This is a genomic window from Vibrio sp. RE88, assembly GCF_013113835.1.
Lineage (GTDB): Bacteria > Pseudomonadota > Gammaproteobacteria > Enterobacterales > Vibrionaceae > Vibrio.
Genome location: NZ_VTYQ01000014.1, coordinates 1 through 16,467 on the forward strand (window position 1 = coordinate 1; position 16,467 = coordinate 16,467).

General features: G+C 45.9%; 14 protein-coding genes and 7 tRNA genes. 1 reads left to right on the forward strand and 20 read right to left on the reverse strand.

Annotation, left to right across the window (positions count from 1 at the left end; all coding sequences use genetic code 11):
- Nucleotides 1–257 precede the first annotated feature (257 nt).
- From F0265_RS22330 to F0265_RS22340, 3 genes are all read right to left on the reverse strand, one after another.
- Complete coding sequence (locus tag F0265_RS22330) at nucleotides 258–1,514, reverse strand: DUF3391 domain-containing protein (protein WP_171750401.1); 1,257 nt, start codon at nucleotides 1,512–1,514, stop codon at nucleotides 258–260.
- 118 nt (nucleotides 1,515–1,632) lie between these two features.
- Nucleotides 1,633–2,040 (reverse strand): VOC family protein, encoded by a 408-nt coding sequence (locus F0265_RS22335; protein WP_171750402.1) that lies wholly within the window; start codon nucleotides 2,038–2,040, stop codon nucleotides 1,633–1,635.
- 260 nt (nucleotides 2,041–2,300) lie between these two features.
- Nucleotides 2,301–2,385 (reverse strand) — tRNA-Leu (locus tag F0265_RS22340).
- A 192-nt stretch (nucleotides 2,386–2,577) separates the two neighbouring features.
- Here F0265_RS22340 and F0265_RS22345 point away from each other — a divergent pair.
- The gene (locus F0265_RS22345) at nucleotides 2,578–3,054 is read left to right on the forward strand and encodes an RDD family protein (protein WP_021458471.1); all 477 of its coding nucleotides are present in this window, start codon (nucleotides 2,578–2,580) and stop codon (nucleotides 3,052–3,054) included.
- 45 nt (nucleotides 3,055–3,099) lie between these two features.
- Here F0265_RS22345 and luxS read toward each other — a convergent pair whose 3' ends face one another.
- The 17 genes from luxS to F0265_RS22430 all read right to left on the reverse strand — a co-directional run bounded on the left by luxS (nucleotide 3,100) and on the right by F0265_RS22430 (nucleotide 16,360).
- Nucleotides 3,100–3,618, reverse strand: coding sequence for an S-ribosylhomocysteine lyase (gene luxS / locus F0265_RS22350; protein WP_006957088.1), 519 nt, complete (start codon nucleotides 3,616–3,618; stop codon nucleotides 3,100–3,102).
- Between the two features lie 24 nt (nucleotides 3,619–3,642).
- Nucleotides 3,643–4,239, reverse strand: coding sequence for a hypothetical protein (locus F0265_RS22355; protein WP_301338248.1), 597 nt, complete (start codon nucleotides 4,237–4,239; stop codon nucleotides 3,643–3,645).
- 9 nt (nucleotides 4,240–4,248) lie between these two features.
- Nucleotides 4,249–5,817: a glutamate--cysteine ligase gene (gene gshA / locus F0265_RS22360; protein ID WP_171750403.1), complete on the reverse strand. Its 1,569-nt coding sequence runs from the start codon at nucleotides 5,815–5,817 to the stop codon at nucleotides 4,249–4,251.
- Nucleotides 5,818–5,924: 107 nt separating this feature from the next.
- Nucleotides 5,925–8,783: a pitrilysin family protein gene (locus F0265_RS22365; RefSeq protein ID WP_171750404.1), complete on the reverse strand. Its 2,859-nt coding sequence runs from the start codon at nucleotides 8,781–8,783 to the stop codon at nucleotides 5,925–5,927.
- An 8-nt stretch (nucleotides 8,784–8,791) separates the two neighbouring features.
- On the reverse strand, nucleotides 8,792–9,253 hold the full coding sequence (locus tag F0265_RS22370) for a YqaA family protein (protein WP_019278134.1): 462 nt from the start codon (nucleotides 9,251–9,253) through the stop codon (nucleotides 8,792–8,794).
- Complete coding sequence (locus F0265_RS22375; RefSeq protein WP_171750405.1) at nucleotides 9,247–10,197, reverse strand: NADP-dependent oxidoreductase; 951 nt, start codon at nucleotides 10,195–10,197, stop codon at nucleotides 9,247–9,249. Before F0265_RS22375 ends, F0265_RS22370 begins: the two co-directional genes overlap by 7 nt.
- Nucleotides 10,198–10,309: 112 nt before the next feature.
- Nucleotides 10,310–11,440, reverse strand: coding sequence for a sodium ion-translocating decarboxylase subunit beta (locus F0265_RS22380; RefSeq protein WP_006957074.1), 1,131 nt, complete (start codon nucleotides 11,438–11,440; stop codon nucleotides 10,310–10,312).
- Nucleotides 11,441–11,449: 9 nt separating this feature from the next.
- Nucleotides 11,450–13,234, reverse strand: coding sequence for a sodium-extruding oxaloacetate decarboxylase subunit alpha (gene oadA, locus F0265_RS22385; protein ID WP_171750406.1), 1,785 nt, complete (start codon nucleotides 13,232–13,234; stop codon nucleotides 11,450–11,452).
- Between the two features lie 31 nt (nucleotides 13,235–13,265).
- Nucleotides 13,266–13,523 carry an oxaloacetate decarboxylase subunit gamma gene (locus F0265_RS22390; protein ID WP_019278131.1) on the reverse strand — a complete coding sequence of 86 codons (258 nt, stop codon included), beginning with the start codon at nucleotides 13,521–13,523 and terminating at the stop codon, nucleotides 13,266–13,268.
- 443 nt (nucleotides 13,524–13,966) lie between these two features.
- Nucleotides 13,967–14,043: transfer RNA gene (locus tag F0265_RS22395), tRNA-Arg, on the reverse strand.
- A gap of 49 nt (nucleotides 14,044–14,092) precedes the next feature.
- A tRNA-Arg gene (locus tag F0265_RS22400) sits at nucleotides 14,093–14,169 on the reverse strand.
- 41 nt (nucleotides 14,170–14,210) lie between these two features.
- Nucleotides 14,211–14,287, reverse strand: a tRNA-Arg gene (locus tag F0265_RS22405).
- An 83-nt stretch (nucleotides 14,288–14,370) separates the two neighbouring features.
- Nucleotides 14,371–14,463, reverse strand: a tRNA-Ser gene (locus F0265_RS22410).
- 24 nt (nucleotides 14,464–14,487) lie between these two features.
- A tRNA-Arg gene (locus F0265_RS22415) sits at nucleotides 14,488–14,564 on the reverse strand.
- Nucleotides 14,565–14,606: 42 nt separating this feature from the next.
- Nucleotides 14,607–14,699, reverse strand: a tRNA-Ser gene (locus F0265_RS22420).
- Between the two features lie 183 nt (nucleotides 14,700–14,882).
- Nucleotides 14,883–15,080, reverse strand: coding sequence for a carbon storage regulator CsrA (gene csrA, locus F0265_RS22425; protein ID WP_006963114.1), 198 nt, complete (start codon nucleotides 15,078–15,080; stop codon nucleotides 14,883–14,885).
- Nucleotides 15,081–15,172: 92 nt separating this feature from the next.
- Nucleotides 15,173–16,360, reverse strand: a complete 1,188-nt coding sequence (locus F0265_RS22430) for an aspartate kinase (protein ID WP_171750407.1) — start codon at nucleotides 16,358–16,360, stop codon at nucleotides 15,173–15,175.
- Nucleotides 16,361–16,467 lie beyond the last annotated feature (107 nt).

Sequence of the window (16,467 nt, forward strand, 5' to 3'; positions counted from 1 at the left end):
CGAGATAATTTGAAGAGTCAAACACTTTTTCAAACTTATTTTCTCAGAAGCTTTTCACCTCTCCAACACTGCTGAAGCCTTGTGGCGTCTGCCGTGTCAGTGGATGCGCATTATAGATAGGAGAGCAAAGAAGGCAAGCACAAAAATCGTTTTTTAGATAAAAAAGCGCTTGAATGACTATTAATCATTCAAGCACTTATTTAGTACCACTTTATCATCATCTTATTAGCAATCTACTCACAGAAGACTGTGGATAACTAGTCGTCACTATCGAAGAAATAAGAAATTCTTGAGCGAGGATTTAAATACTCGCGAACTTTATCTGGCAGTTTATTTGGCAAAATGGCATTTACTATCTTTATTTCTTTCTCTGCCAAATCGATGATAGGGGCTTGTGTTCTCGGAACCGAGGGATCATAGATAAGGACGTTGGGGAAAAGAATGTTACGTGCATTCACCGATATCACTAACCCCACCATATCATTGGACAACTGTACGACCGTTCCCGGAGGGTAAATGCCCATGAACTTAATTAGGATATTTAGGTTTTCATTGTTGTATAGGTGCTTACAGTTCTTATATAGATGAGAAAGCGCCACATAAGGTATCTTTTGCTCTGAAGGAACGTTGCTGTGGCACAGATTATCGTAAGCATTAGCTACCGAGATAATTTGTGTTAGCTCATCAATTTGCTCCCCTTTCAAACCTTCTGGGTAACCAGAGCCATCATTCAATTCATGGTGCTGGGCGATAACCGTTCTCGCGCTTTCTGGAAAACTCTCCATATTACTCGCGATATCCAAACCGTATTTAGTATGCAGTTTAAGATAGTTCTTTTCCGGCTCACTTAAAGGGGTCTGCTTACGTACAATTGCAGAAGGCACTTTGACTTTTCCCATATCGTGAAAGAGAGCGGCAAAAGCGACTTCTTTGATCTGCTGCGCTTCAAGCTTCTTAGCTTGGGCTATCATCATCGCGACGACAGACACATTGAGGCAGTGAAAATAAATATCTTCAAATTCACTTTTACCGTTCATCAAGTGCAAAGTGACATGGTCATCACTAAGCAGCTTATCAACGATATCATCAACCAACTGCGCAGCTTCATCCACGGCCTGTTCTGGTCGATTGCGAATTTTATTCATGACCGCCCGCATTCTCGATAGTGAGCGTTCAAACTCTTTTTCGCAATTGATCACCCGACGACGATACGCACTGAGCTTTTCAATCCGATCTTGTTTCTCTTTCCATAGTTTCTGAGCTTCAAGGTCGATCTCCTCTGCGGAGGTATCATCCTTTTTCTCAGTCTCTGTCGAAGGGGGAAGAGGTTGAGTATCACTTTGATTCGGATTCATAAAGACATGCTTAATGCCTAAGTGACGAATCAGACGGATCTGTTCCTCGTCTTTAATCTTAAAGCTATTAAACAAAAACGGGTGCTCATTCCATTTGACCGGGAGTCGGATATGCAACCCTGGCTGAAGTCTGTCTACTGTAATTTTGATGCTAGCCACGATTTATATACAACTTAATCTTTATTAACCAATTTATAATTTTAGATGATTCAAAACCTGAATTCATCACTCATAAGCGTTAGCGAGGTACACGTGTGATCCGCTTAAACTTTGCATATTATTTAACCAGATCGCAATGCAGCATCCAACGAATACCAAACTGGTCTTCAATTTTGCCAAAACGCCCTCCCCAAAAGGTATCAGCTAAAGGCATCATGATATGACCACCGTGTGACAACTTGTCGAATACTCTGGCTTGCTCATTAAGATCGTCCAATACCAAAGACAATGCCATATGATTACCAGAACGCTCTTTTGCCACTAAACCATCTGAGAGCATCAACTTCATACCAAACGCTTCACATTCTGCATGCATAATCCAATCAGGATCGGCGCCCTCTATTTGTTGCGGTGCATCCTTAAAATACTGCTTGGTGACAACAACCCCGCCAAAAGCTTTGCAATAAAACTCTAGGGCTTCATCACAACGTCCAGCGAAAAATAAATAGGGGGTGAGTTGATACATTGATTCGGCTCCTTTCAGATAATGTTCCTCTCTAAAAGATAGACAACAATTGCTTAACTAACAGAAAAAATTAAAGATTTTTGAAATTTATGAGTACAACTGGAAGCACTAACAAAATAAATGAGACGGTAGAAATGCACGAACACAAGAAGAGGACGCTATGAGACAACTTGGCCCCACTGCTTTGTTACTGGAATAGAAATCCTATACACCAGAAACAACAAAGCCCCGACTTTCGTCGAGGCTTTGTTGTTTAAATATGGTACCGGTGGGCGGACTTGAACCGCCACGCCCGAAGGCAACGGATTTTGAATCCGTCGTGTATACCAATTTCACCACACCGGCATCTTTGGGCTCTTGCCCTTTGATGACTGGCATTATACGTAAGCAAAGTATTCGTGCAAGTGCAAAAGACTGAATTGATTGCCGTTTGCTGATAAAATCGCCACAAATTATTAAGCTGTGCGCAAAGTCTCTTTTCAGACTCACAGTGAAGCTATATTCTGACGCCTTCTAAAGTTTGGGTAAGTAATAATTATGTCGACAACGGATACCCTGCCACCAGCAGGATTGATGCGCCGCCTTGGTGCGTTGTTTTATGATGGCCTGATCGTGATTGCGATTGAAATGATGGCTGCTGGCATCGTGATTGCAGTTTTGCATGCGCTGGTTGCGATGGGTGGATTTAATGTTGCTCCGTATGCAGACGTCAGCGACTTTCTCACCAATCACCCAATATGGGGACCAGTTTATACTTTGTATCTCGCCGTTGTTTGGATCTACTTCTTTGTATTCTTCTGGACTCGTGCAGGGCAAACTCTTGGTATGAGAGCATGGAAAATACAGGTTCGCAATTCTGATGGTAGCGCGATTTCTGTGACTCAAGCATTAATCCGCATCGCCACATCAGGTTTTGGGTTAGCCAATCTCACTGTTCCTATTGATCCGAAAAAACGCGGCTTCCATGATATTTGGGCTAAGACACAAGTCGTTGTCTTACCTAAAGTTCAATAAGAAAGAGGAAGGCATTGCCTTCCTCTTTTTCTATCTACCCTTGATTTAATCGACTTTCAGCTCTTTAAGCATCGACTCAGGTAAAGCTAACTCGTCATTGAGGTTAACTTTGATGCCTGCATCAATGATGGCTTGGGCAATCTGCTTAGCTTCCTCAAGAGAGTGCATCGCAGCGGTGCCACATTGATACTCGTTTAATTCAGGGATCTTGTTTTGGCTTTCAACTTTTAGCACATCTTGCATCGATGACAACCAAGACTGAGCGACCTGCTCTTCTGTTGGTGTACCAATCAGGCTCATGTAAAAACCTGTACGGCAGCCCATTGGCGAAATATCGATAATTTCTACGCTATCACCGTTTAAGTGACTGCGCATGAAACCTGCGTACAAATGCTCCAGTGTGTGAATGCCTTTCTCAGAAAGAATGTCTTTGTTTGGTGCAGTAAAACGCAGGTCAAACACAGTAATGGTATCACCTTTCGGCGTAGTCATTGTCTTAGCCACTCTCACCGCTGGCGCATTCATACGTGTGTGATCCACAGTAAAGCTATCTAATAATGGCATTGTCCTTTTCTCCTTCATTCCGGGCTAGAACAGCCAGCTCCGGTTGCTTTCCAGTTCTTGCTGGCACTGCTTGAGTTGCCAACCATAATCCTTTGCCTGCTGCTCAACTTTACGAGCAACTTTTATCAATGAAGGTTTGGATTGATAAGATTTACGCTTATAACCGCCACGTCCTTCATGATAGGCCAAATACTGATTGTAAGGATCCCATTTAGAGATCCCTAATTGCTTCTGGGTTTCACTGGTGTACCAGCCAATAAACATCAGTGAATCATCAAAGTTGGTTCTCGAACCACCATGACTTGTCGCTTTTTGAAAATCTTCCCATGCTGGATCTTGTGCCTGAGCGTATCCGTAAGCGCTACTGACTCTTCCCCAAGGAATGACTCCCAACAGGTAATCTTTCGGTGGGCGAGCGTCATGACGAAAGCTACTTTCCTGCTTTACAAACGCCATCGCAACCTGAATAGGTGTTCCCCACTCTTCCTGCATATCTGCCGCATCATCATACCAATCTTGATGCTCACGGAAGATCTCACACAAATTACTTTGATTCTTAGGTGGCGCCGTCGTACAGCCACCTAAAACCATCATACTAATTAGCAGTAAAGTCCTTTTCAATGCTTTTTCCTATGACTTTAAATAAGCAAAATAGTCATCTAGGAATTCATCAAAACTGAGCGTATCAGCTTGCTCGGTGTTCACTTGTGCAGCACGGGAACGTTCAACTTCTTGCTCCATCACTTGAGCACTGTACACTTGGAACGCATGATTCAAATGCTTTTCGCGGTACTGTAGGCCGAATTCACAGCCAACTTTGCCCAGTCCACCCAAGCGCTTAGTATCTTCCAGAAGCTGGCCAGAAATTGTCAGCTCAGGGTTATTTATCCAAGTCATCAACTTATGGCAAACCGACTGATAGGCTTCACCGCCAACAGCGGCATCCATCTTCTCTGCAATCAGAGTAATCTCATCGAATACACGTTGTGCCCAATCTTGTAGAGACAAGATTTCGCCTTTACAACCAATCTGCAGTTCTAGCCCTGGCTTGCGCCCAGACTCAATCACTTTATTCCAATTTTCACGCCAGCAAGCTTGCTCACAGAAATCCATCGGCTCTGATTCAGTGATCGCCGCCCAAGTCAGGAATAGGTCTAAGAAGCGAATCTGGTCTTCGTCGATTCCAATCGGGCTATATGGGTTAACATCTAATGCTCGCACTTCGATGTATTCAACACCACCACGCGATAAAGCTTCGGATGGTTTCTCACCACCTTTCGCTACGCGTTTAGGGCGAATTGGTGCGTACAGTTCATTTTCAATCTGCAGTACATTACTGTTTAGCTGGCGATATTCACCGTCAACCTTAACCCCAATTTCAGCAAACTCAGCAGACGGGGTACGAATTGCTGCATTAAGGCCATCCAAGTACTCTTCCAAACTGTTGAAGCCAATTTTCAACACACTCTGAGCACTATTGGTGTAGCCCAAGTCACTCATACGTAATGAGGTCGCATGAGGAAGGTATAAGGTCTCACCGATATTTTCGAAAGGCAGCTTAGTATCTCTTCCTTGGATAAAGGAAGAACACAGCGCTGGCGAAGCACCAAAGAAATAAGGGATCAGCCAACCAAAACGGTAGTAGTTACGGATAAGGCCGAAGTATGCTTCAGACTTAGTCGTCTGGCGCTCTTGCTCAGATTGCTGACCGTGCAGCGCATCCCAGAACGACTCTGGAAAAGAGAAATTGAAGTGCACACCAGAGATGATTTGCATCAGGCTACCGTAACGGCGCTTCAAACCTTCTCGATAGAGGGTTTTCATTTTGCCTGAGTTGGAGCTTCCGTATTGTGCAAGATTGATGTCATCTTCTTGGCCGACATAACATGGCATGGAAAGCGGCCACATTTTCTCTTCACCCAATTTAGTTTGAGTAAAGTGATGAATGTCCTCTAACTGCGCAGTGAGAGTTTTGATGTCATTGGATACAGGCGTGATGAACTCCAGCAGCGACTCCGAAAAGTCTGTCGTAATCCAGTCATTCGCGTAAGCAGAGCCTAGCTCTTGTGGGTGAGGAGTCGTAGCCAGCCTGCCATCCTTTTTATAGCGCAGAGTTTCTCGCTCCACACCACGACCAAAGGATTGAAATACGTCAGGGGTTTGTGCAACTCGCTCCAGTCGCGCAGCAAAATCAGTCAAAATGAAGGTTCGCTTATAGTCCTGGCCCAATTACTTCTGGACCGTTTGAATTATCAGAGGGCAGGAACTTATCCAAACCCTCTCTCATGCTCTAATTTATGTGTACTCTAGCGGACGATTTCAAGCTCTTCTACTGGGATTTGCAAACTTTCTAGCTGAGGTTTCAGCGATTTTGCATCTCCAACCACAATGATCTGATATGCATCAGGGGTAAACCACTTGGCTGCCATCTGATTCAAGGTATCTTTACTCACGGTATCGACAATCTCATTGCGCTGCTTGAGGTAGTCTTCGTCCAGACTGTAAGCCAGAATACTACTTAACAGCTGTGCTTTCTGTGAAGGTGTTTCATACTTCAGAGCATCTTGTTGACCGACTGCTAAGCGTAAAAATTTCATTTCCTCATCCGTCATGCCATTTTCACTATACTTGCTCAGCTCTTTTTCTATCTCTTTGATAGAAGCAACCGTTGAGTCAGCTCGAACTTGAGCAGAGAATACAATCGCGCCAACTTCTCGGTTCGCCGCGAAGTAGCCACTTGCTCCGTAGGTGTAACCTTTATCTTCGCGCAAATTCTGATTTATTCGGCTATTGAAGTTACCTGCTAAGTTAAAATTCGCTAATTGCGTTAAATAAACTTCGCCCGTCGCATCAAAAGGCAGCCCCTGACGTACAAAACGAACAATGCTTTGTGGTGAGCTTGGCTTGTCAATCAAGTAAATTTTCTGCAGGCCTTTTTCATTTACGAGTTGAGGTCGCAATAGAGGCGCCTCCTGACCTTGCCAGTTTTCCAAAAAGGCCAATTCATTCTTCACTTGGCGTTTGGTTATATCGCCGACCACGACAATCTGAGCGCCATGGGGGGTGTAATGTTGACGATAAAATGCTTTAACGTCATCCAAAGTTAATGTTTCAACAGACTCTTTCGTTCCATCGCTAGGGCGTTGGTAGATAGAGCCAGAGAACAGTACTTGTCTAGTGGCTTGAGACGCTAACCAACTTGGTTTCTGATGCTGGTAAACAATACCTTCTAGCATCTGTTGCTTATTACGTTCAAAGTCGGATTCATTAAACGCAGGTTTAAATAACACCTCTTCAACAATAGCCAAGGTTTGAGGTAAGTTTTTCTCAAGACTAGAAACGGAAATGCTGGTCGTGTAGTTCGCGGCACTGATAGATACAGTACTACCCAGTTTATCGAGCCTAGCCTGCAGCTGTTCAACCGTTGAATCTAACGTCCCTTCTTCCATCATAGCTGCTGTTAGGTTCGCTAGCCCTTCTTTACCTTGTTGAACATAACGCTCACCAGCTGGGAAGCGGATTTCCAGTTGAACTGTAGGTGTTTCGCTACTTTGGGTACCCAATAGCTCAGCGCCATTATCGAAGTATAGTTTGTACAGCTTAGGCATTTGCGCCTTCACGGCTTCAGCCACTTCAGGCATCACTGAACGATCAAAGTTATCAACTGGACGACGATAAGCGAGATCTTGATCTTTGATCTTCTTATGCTCAGGTAGCGTTCTTTCTGGTGTAATGAAAGTCGCGGGTTTAACAACGTAATCAAGCTTGCCTTTAGGTACCACACTCAACGTCACTTTGTGATGGCCGTTAACGAAGTCTTCATAAGCTTTCATAACAGACTCTGGCGAAACCGCACGTATTTGCTCTAGCTGAGTTTGCAGTCGATCAGGCTGTCCAAAGAAAGTCTGATTAGCAGCGAGCTGAGACACTTTACCTCTCACGCTTTGCAGCGCAAATACGGCACTAGCTTCCGCCATGCCAGTGATTTGATCTAGGCGAGCCTGATCTACCCCTTGGTCTTCAAACTTCTGCAACGTCTGCATCAGCTCTTCATAAAGCGGTTTCAGTTTGCCTTTCTCTCCTGATGGGGCCATCGCATACACATAGAAGTTACATGACAGCTCAGAACATTCCTGGAAAGCACCTGCATCGACGGCTTTTTGAGTTTTGACCAACTCTTGATAAAGCAGGCTATTGGCACCTTTTCCTAGCACGTTGGCTAATGCGTTCAGAGACGCTTCTGTCTTCTCACCGCGGTAAGTTGTTGGCCACCCCAGCAAAACCATAGGTTGCTGAATACGGTCTTCCAAGGTGATGTATTTATCTTCCTTCAGCACCGCTGGCTGTTTTGGTGCCTGCTTAACCTCTGGGCCTTTCGGAATGGAACCAAAGTATTTGTTCACCCACTGCAGCGTTTGTTCGACATCGATATCACCACCAATCGTCAGTACGGCATTGTTTGGCCCGTACCAGCGTAAGAAGAACGCTTTGAGGTCGTTGACATCAACACGGTCTAAATCTTCCACATAACCAATTGTCTGCCAAGAATACGGGTGACCTTCTGGGTAGAGCGCTTCGCCCATCCTTTCCCACATCAGGCCATATGGTCGGTTATCAAAGTTTTGTGCACGTTCGTTTTTCACCGTATCACGCTGGATCTCAAACTTGCGCTGTGAAACGGCGTCAAGCAGGAAGCCCATTCGATCCGATTCCAGCCACAGCATTTTTTCCAGCTGATTTGAAGGCACGGTTTCAAAATAGTTGGTTCTGTCGCGGTTCGTGGTCCCGTTAAGGGTTCCTCCCGCTTCGGTAATGATCTTGAAATGCTCCTGATCACCGACATGCTCGCTGCCTTGGAACATCATATGCTCAAAGAAATGGGCAAAGCCTGATTTACCAATTTCTTCACGTGCTGAACCCACATGGTAGGTCACATCCACGTGAACCAAAGGATCAGAATCATCGGGAGAAAGAATAACCGTCAGGCCATTATCAAGCTGATACTTAGAGTAAGGGATCATCGCCTTACCCGGTTCAGATTTCACTTCCTCAATCAAAGAGACACCTTGAGGAAGCGAAGATAAATGAGAATCAGAAGAGAGTGGATTGTTTGCACAACCATAAAGAGCAACGAGAGAAAATGCACCTAGCCAGATTTTTCTCATGACATCTCCTAGAAAAAACCATAATAAAGGGCTGCTAACAGGCTGTATCGCAATGCTTTACCAATCATGATCAGCCACAAACAGGGCCAGAAGCGCATGCGTAACCAACCTGCAGCCAAACAAAGCGGGTCACCAATCACGGGCAACCAACTAAATAAAAGGGACCAATAGCCGTATTTGCTCAACCACTGTAGTGCTTTATGACCATGTTTTTCATTTTGAGTTCGATTTGGCAGCCATAAACCCAGCCAGTAGTTAGTTAAACCACCAAGGGTATTACCCACAGTAGCCACAGCGATGATAGAAAGGGTAGAAAATTGATTGAGGCTCAGAGTAGCGATCAGTCCAGCTTCTGAGCCCCCGGGTAGTAGCGTTGCACTCAGGAAACCAGAAAGAAATAAAACCCAGAGTGCAGAATCAGAAAACCACAGAGCGATACTTTCAAACGCGGCGTTAAACGCCTCTAGCATTGCATATCAAGCAAGATCTTGCCTCGCGTATGCCCTGTTTCAATTTGTTTATGCGCGTCCATCACCTGATCCATAGGGTAGATATGCTGGATCTCAGTTTTCAGCAGCCCAACGCTGACCATATAAATCAACGCATCTAGCTGCTCAGGGTTCGGATCAACCAGCATGCCGGTCGCCTCAAAACCAAGCAATTTGGCTTTTTCACAGATCAGCTCTGCTGTAATCGTCGGCACTGTAACCACTTTAGCACCATCTTTCAGACACTTGAGCGCATCCAGTGCAGCATCACCACCCACTAAATCAATCAGTACGTCTGCTTCCTCAACACGTTCGGAAACAGGAGAGAATTGGTAGTTTACGGCGTGAGCACCTAACGTCGCCATGTAATCAAGGTTTGCTTCACTACAAGTCGTGAACACTTCGGCTTTAGCAGCCACAGCAACCTGAATAGCAATATGACCAACGCCGCCGGCACCAGCGAGAATCAGCACTCTTTGACCTTCCTGAACACTGGCTTTATCCAAAGCCTGAACCGCAGTTTGCCCAGCCAAAGGTAGCACCGCCGCGGCTTCTAGAGTAATGGATTCAGGTACTAAGCTAAGTTCGGCTTCCGGTACACATACGTACTGACTGTAACCACCGCCTTGGAGTGGGAAGCCAATAAAGCCAGCCACTTTGTCACCCGCAACAAATCGCTTTGCTTGCTCTCCACATGCCACCACTTCACCAGAAATATCGTACCCCGGCACCCAAGGTAGATTATCTTTGTTCTGTGAAGCCGCCCAGCCGAGACCCGCGCGCGTTTTAACATCGATAGGGTTAACGCCTGCAAAGGCCACTTTCACTAACACCTCACCTTGTTGAGGTTCTGGTACCGCATTAGTTTGAACGGCTAAAACGTCAGGATCACCAAATTGAGTTATCGCGATTTGTTTATTTTCCATTTCATCATTTCCCTATCGATACGAAAAAGGGATGCGAAAGCATCCCTTTGAATATATACCATTTATTGCCAGCAAGTTAACTGCCTATTCTCAAATTGACTAATAACTTACGTTAATTCACCAATGCTAAGAGAATGCCCGCAGCGACGGCAGAGCCCAAAACGCCAGCAACGTTAGGCCCCATTGCATGCATTAAGAGGAAGTTTTGCGGATTCGCATCCAAGCCAACCTTGTTCACCACACGCGCCGCCATGGGTACCGCAGATACACCGGCTGCACCGATCAGTGGGTTGATATCTTCTTTAGAGAACTTATTGAGTAGCTTAGCCATTAAGACACCGCCCGCCGTACCAATACTGAAAGCAACGGCACCTAAGGCAAGAATGCCCAAGGTCTCAACATTGAGGAACTCTTCTGCCTGAAGCTTGGAGCCAACGCCTAAACCAAGGAAGATGGTGACAATATTGATCAGCTCGTTCTGCGCTGTTTTCGACAACCTATCCACCACACCAGCTTCGCGCATCAAGTTACCGAGACAGAACATACCAACCAGCGGGGTTGCGGAAGGTAGGAACAAGATCGTCATCAACAACACGGCAAGTGGGAAGAGAATTTTTTCAGCTTTGCCGACATGGCGCAGCTGAGCCATCTTCACCTTACGTTCCTCAGGTGTTGTCAGCGCTTTCATGATTGGTGGCTGAATGATAGGCACCAGTGCCATATAGCTGTACGCCGCTACTGCAATCGCACCAAGAAGATCCGGTGACAACTTACTTGCTAAGAAAATAGCGGTTGGGCCATCAGCACCACCAATGATGGCAATCGAAGCCGCATCAGGCATGCTGAATTCCATACCCGGCACGTAGTTGAGCAGAATCGCGCCAAACAGCGTCGCGAAGATACCGAATTGCGCAGCCGCCCCTAACCACAAGGTTTTCGGGTTAGCAATCAAAGCGCCAAAGTCGGTCATAGCCCCTACGCCCATAAAGATCAGTAACGGGAAGATCCCCGACTCAATCCCCACATAGTAGACGTAGTAAAGCAAACCACCTTCATCGGTAAAACCCGCATTAGGTATATTGGCCAAGATGGCACCAAAGCCAATTGGCAATAAAAGTAAGGGCTCAAAGCCTTTACGAATGGCCAAAAACAACAGGATACAACCAACCAGAATCATACATATCTGGCCAAACTCGAAGTTAGCAATCCCTGTTTCTGACCATAAGGTCATTAATCCGTCCATGATACTCCCTTACGCCAGACTCAATAGCGGTGCGCCGACCGTCACTGAATCACCTTCCTTAACGTGAAGGTCTTGAACGATACCGCCACGGGCTGCACGAACTTCAGTTTCCATCTTCATCGCTTCGAGGATCAGAAGTACTTCACCTTCTTCCACTTGAGCTCCACTTTGAACATTCACTTTGAAAATGTTCCCTGCCAATGGCGCAGGTACCATCTCTGAATTACCTGACTGAGCAGCAGGAGCTGGCGAAGCCTGTTGAGGCGTTGAGTTAGCCGGAGCAACCGATGTCAATTGACCTTGCGGGCCCACTTCTACGTCGTAAACCTGCCCATCGACTTTCACACTGTAAGTCTCAATCCCACCCTGAGCAGCTTGAGGAGCAGGTGCTGCCACTGGCTCTTCTTTACCAGGAGCAGGCTCGAAAGCATCAGGATTATGGCGATTCTTAAGGAACTTCAGACCAACTTGAGGGAATAGTGCGTAGGTTAAGACATCATCAACCGTATCTTCAGCCAATGAAATACCATCTTGTTTCGCTTTAGCAAGCAAATCTTCAGTAAGGGTATCCAACTCAGCTTCCAGCAGATCCGCTGGGCGACAAGTAATGGCTTCAGCACCAGACAGTACTTTTGCTTGTAGTTCCGCACTTACTTCTGCCGGAGCTGCGCCGTATTCGCCTTTTAGGACACCCGCCGTCTCTTTGGTGATGCTCTTGTAACGCTCACCCGTTAGCACGTTAATCACGGCTTGCGTGCCGACAATCTGCGAAGTAGGTGTAACCAGAGGAATGAAGCCCAAATCTTCGCGCACGCGCGGGATCTCGTCCAATACCTCATCAATACGATCTGCAGCACCTTGTTCTTTAAGCTGGCTTTCCATATTAGTCAGCATGCCGCCTGGCACCTGGGCGATAAGAATGCGCGAATCGACCCCTTTCAGCTGACCTTCAAATTTCGCATATTTTTTACGAACTTCGCGGAAGTAAGCGGCTATTGGTTCAATCTGGTCCAACTTAAGGTTGGTATCACGCTCAGTGCCTTGGAGCATCGCAACCACAGTTTCCGTCGGAGTGTGACCGTATGTACAGCTCATTGAGGAGATCGCAGTATCAAGAATATCGACCCCCGCTTCGACTGCTTTGACTGCTGTCGCAGTAGATAAGCCAGTCGTTGCGTGACAATGAAGAGCTAAAGGAATATCGGTCGATGACTTGATACGAGTGATCAGCTCTTCCGCTTCATACGGCTTAAGCAAACCTGACATATCTTTAATGCATAAAGAGTGGCAACCAAGATCTTCAAGGCGCTTCGCCAGATCAACCCAAGTATCGGTATTGTGAACCGGGCTGGTAGTATAAGAAAGCGTACCTTGAGCGTGAGCGCCTACATCAACTGCTGCCTTGACCGCTTTCTGGAAATTGCGCACATCGTTCATTGCATCAAAGATGCGGAACACATCCATGCCATTGGCATGCGCACGTTCGACAAATTTTTCAACCACATCATCTGCGTAGTGGCGGTAACCTAGCAGGTTTTGGCCACGAAGTAGCATTTGCATGGGTGTATTGGGCATCGCTTTTTTAAGCGCGCGTAGACGTTCCCAAGGGTCTTCTCCTAGAAAACGGATACACGCATCAAAGGTGGCACCGCCCCAGGTTTCTAAAGACCAGTACCCCACTTTATCGAGCTCCGCTGCGATAGGTAACATATCTTCAAGACGCATACGAGTAGCAAACAGCGACTGATGGGCGTCACGAAGCACCACGTCGGTTAAAGCTAGTGGTTTAGACATGCTCATTAACTCCTTTTAATCCATTTAAATGCTACTTAGCAGTAGAAGTGCGATGTTGATGCACCGCAGCAGAAATCGCTGCAACTACCTTGGGGCTAATAGCAGAAGAGGTTGGTTGAATTTTATTATTTTGTTTCGGTGTAGCGATCGGCTCTGGCACTTCTTCTGGCACCAGCTTAGACATTAGCCGAACGAGATAGACGAGAATAGTTAGGAATATAAATACTACGGCCATCCCTGTAAGCATCAGGGTTGCAGCATCTACTAGCAGGCTTCCAATATTTTCCATTTTAAGCATCCTTTCTTTGTCATCCTGACAAGATATTGGCCATTTAATAATTGGGACTTCGTGTCCTAAATGACCTTTTTGACGTCAGTTCTGTGCTGACGTTTTCTTTCAGGAAAAGTAGTCAAATATCCTGATAAGAGGTCTAGGATTATCTCGATTGGTTAAACTTTGTCAATTTTGTTTAAAGCAGTCTTGATGATATTGCACATTTCTAGGGATGATTGCGTCATACAAATCACATAAATCTGCAATATGAGACGATATAAGGATAAATAACTGCCGATTTTATGACGTTATTAGATAAATCGGATGATTACTGCGATAGGGATAATGTTTCTCAAAAAAGTTCTTATAAAACATTAACTTGTAAAAATAAAGTTAATAAAATGATAATGAAATGTTAATAAAAAAGCCCTGCTATTTCTAGCAGGGCTTCTATATGATGGCGCGCTCGGAAGGATTCGAACCTTCGACCGCCTGGTTCGTAGCCAGGTACTCTATCCAGCTGAGCTACGAGCGCGCAATGTTTGATATTGAATAATCAACATCAGGTCAGTGACCTTAATAAGTGGCGCGTCCTGGAGGATTCGAACCTCCGACCGCCTGGTTCGTAGCCAGGTACTCTATCCAGCTGAGCTAAGGACGCACGGGGTGTTCAACAAGTTTTAAACTTACTAAACGAAATAGTGGCGCGCTCGGAAGGATTCGAACCTTCGACCGCCTGGTTCGTAGCCAGGTACTCTATCCAGCTGAGCTACGAGCGCGCAATGTTCTCTCAAAAGAGAGTTGTGAAGTATATCACACTAATTTTTCTTTAAAACAAAAAAATTGACCATAGGCCAATTAATGGCGGTGAGGGAGGGATTCGAACCCTCGATGCGGCTACAAACCGCATACTCCCTTAGCAGGGGAGCGCCTTCAGCCTCTCGGCCACCTCACCGTTTTATTCCCTGGTAAGGAAATATGGCGCGCTCGGAAGGATTCGAACCTTCGACCGCCTGGTTCGTAGCCAGGTACTCTATCCAGCTGAGCTACGAGCGCGCAATGCTTGTTTTAAAGCAGCTCCGAAGAGCAATGCAAGAATGGCGGTGAGGGAGGGATTCGAACCCTCGATGCGGCTACAAACCGCATACTCCCTTAGCAGGGGAGCGCCTTCAGCCTCTCGGCCACCTCACCGTCTTGCGGAGGCACATATTACGATTTACCGAAAATATGTCAAACATTTTCTTGGCAAAATCAGCAAAAAGTTGGCCAACCGTTGGCTATTTAATCAAAGCGATGCTAATTCGCTCTTTTTGCTATAAATATGCCTATCAACAATACAAAAAAGGCTGACATAATGTCAGCCTTCTCGTGTAATTAGTAGTTGCCTGATGCAGTGTTACCATTACCTTTTTCTGCCTGAATGCGCATGTAGATTTCTTCACGGTGAACAGACACTTCTTTCGGCGCATTAACACCGATACGTACTTGGTTACCTTTCACGCCCAGCACTGTGACTGTGACTTCATCACCGATCATTAGAGTTTCGCCAACGCGGCGAGTTAAAATTAGCATTCTGTGCTCCTTGAGTAATCTCTGATTTTTCTTGCTACGAGGCTATTATCCAACAAAAGTTATATTTTCGTAAACTCTATTCTCGAGCCTAATTAACCTAAAAAGGCATGTTTTTGCTGGCAGTCGAGCGCCTCTGCAGAAGTAATGTAAGCATCATGCAGTATGTTTGCCGCTTTGTCGACGTATTCTGGAGACAACACCAACATCAACGACTGTGAATTCACTGCATAATGCATCACATCTATCCCCTGTTCAGACAACAAGGCATAAGACTGTTCAACCAATCCTGCGACCTGAAGACCTACTGCTGTGAGCAGGCTAACCTCTTCACTATTACGGATTTTGTCACCGAACACCAGTTCCAGCTTGGCATAAGCATCGTGTTTTATCACCGCACCTACCCATTCTGTATGGTCGATCACATTCCAAATCGTGACACCCAGCATCTGACACTGTTTCTCTAAGCCGCAGAATGCATCACGGTCAACCTTCAGCATTGTCAGTTCACGCTGGATTGCGACCCCACAGATCGCCTTTTGGCATTCACTGCCCTTGACCAAACTGCCTGTATTGCTATCAAACGTGGAGAGAACACGCAGTGGCACATTATGTCGCCAAGCGTACTGAACCGAAGGAAGGTGGAGCACTTTCGCTCCTTTACGTGCCATTTCCTCCATGGAAGGAAAATCAATCACATCCAGCTTCTTGGCACTAGGAACTGTACGAGGATCGCAAGTATAGATACCATCGACGTCAGTAAAAATTTGGCACTCTTCTGCTTGCAGAGAGCCAGCCAAAGTGACCGCACTGGTATCTGACCCCCCTCGGCCTAACGTGGTGATGTCCCCATTCTCACTCATACCCTGAAAACCCGCGACAATGACAATGTTATCTTGCGCCAGCCATGATTCAATAGTTGAGGTATCAATGTGTTTAATCGTCGCGTCATTGTGTTGATTGTCCGTCACAATTTTCGCTTGTGCTCCGGTAAGTGAGCGTGCGGCATAACCTAGTTTATTCAGAGTCATTGCCAGCAGTGCCATCGACACCTGCTCACCAGCAGAGAGCAAAACATCAAGTTCTCGGGCAGTTGGCACGCTGTCTACCTGCTTTGCCAAATCCAGTAGTCGGTTTGTCTCTCCAGACATAGCAGACACAACGACTACAACTTGATTACCATCATTTTTCGCCTTAATGATGTGCTCAGCGACTTTGTGGATCCTTTCAATTGAACCCACAGAGGTTCCGCCAAACTTTTGCACGATAAGGGGCTTTTTCACCAGTCTTCACCTTCCCAAGACCAAAGTCTCATTAGGCCACATTCAATCAATTGAATATTGTTTGCAGCATTAATAACAAAAACCAAGCTGCTTAATCAGCACAGAGT

Bases quoted from the DNA above. Each gene is read 5' to 3' on its own strand.
- csrA (WP_006963114.1), bottom strand. From the start codon at position 15,080: ATGCTAATTTTAACTCGCCGCGTTGGCGAAACTCTAATGATCGGTGAT.
- F0265_RS22345 (WP_021458471.1), top strand. From the start codon at position 2,578: ATGTCGACAACGGATACCCTGCCACCAGCAGGATTGATGCGCCGCCTT.
- luxS (WP_006957088.1), bottom strand. From the start codon at position 3,618: ATGCCATTATTAGATAGCTTTACTGTGGATCACACACGTATGAATGCG.
- F0265_RS22335 (WP_171750402.1), bottom strand. From the start codon at position 2,040: ATGTATCAACTCACCCCCTATTTATTTTTCGCTGGACGTTGTGATGAA.
- F0265_RS22370 (WP_019278134.1), bottom strand. From the start codon at position 9,253: ATGCTAGAGGCGTTTAACGCCGCGTTTGAAAGTATCGCTCTGTGGTTT.
- F0265_RS22375 (WP_171750405.1), bottom strand. From the start codon at position 10,197: ATGGAAAATAAACAAATCGCGATAACTCAATTTGGTGATCCTGACGTT.
- F0265_RS22380 (WP_006957074.1), bottom strand. From the start codon at position 11,440: ATGGACGGATTAATGACCTTATGGTCAGAAACAGGGATTGCTAACTTC.
- oadA (WP_171750406.1), bottom strand. From the start codon at position 13,234: ATGTCTAAACCACTAGCTTTAACCGACGTGGTGCTTCGTGACGCCCAT.
- F0265_RS22365 (WP_171750404.1), bottom strand. From the start codon at position 8,783: ATGAGAAAAATCTGGCTAGGTGCATTTTCTCTCGTTGCTCTTTATGGT.
- F0265_RS22390 (WP_019278131.1), bottom strand. From the start codon at position 13,523: ATGGAAAATATTGGAAGCCTGCTAGTAGATGCTGCAACCCTGATGCTT.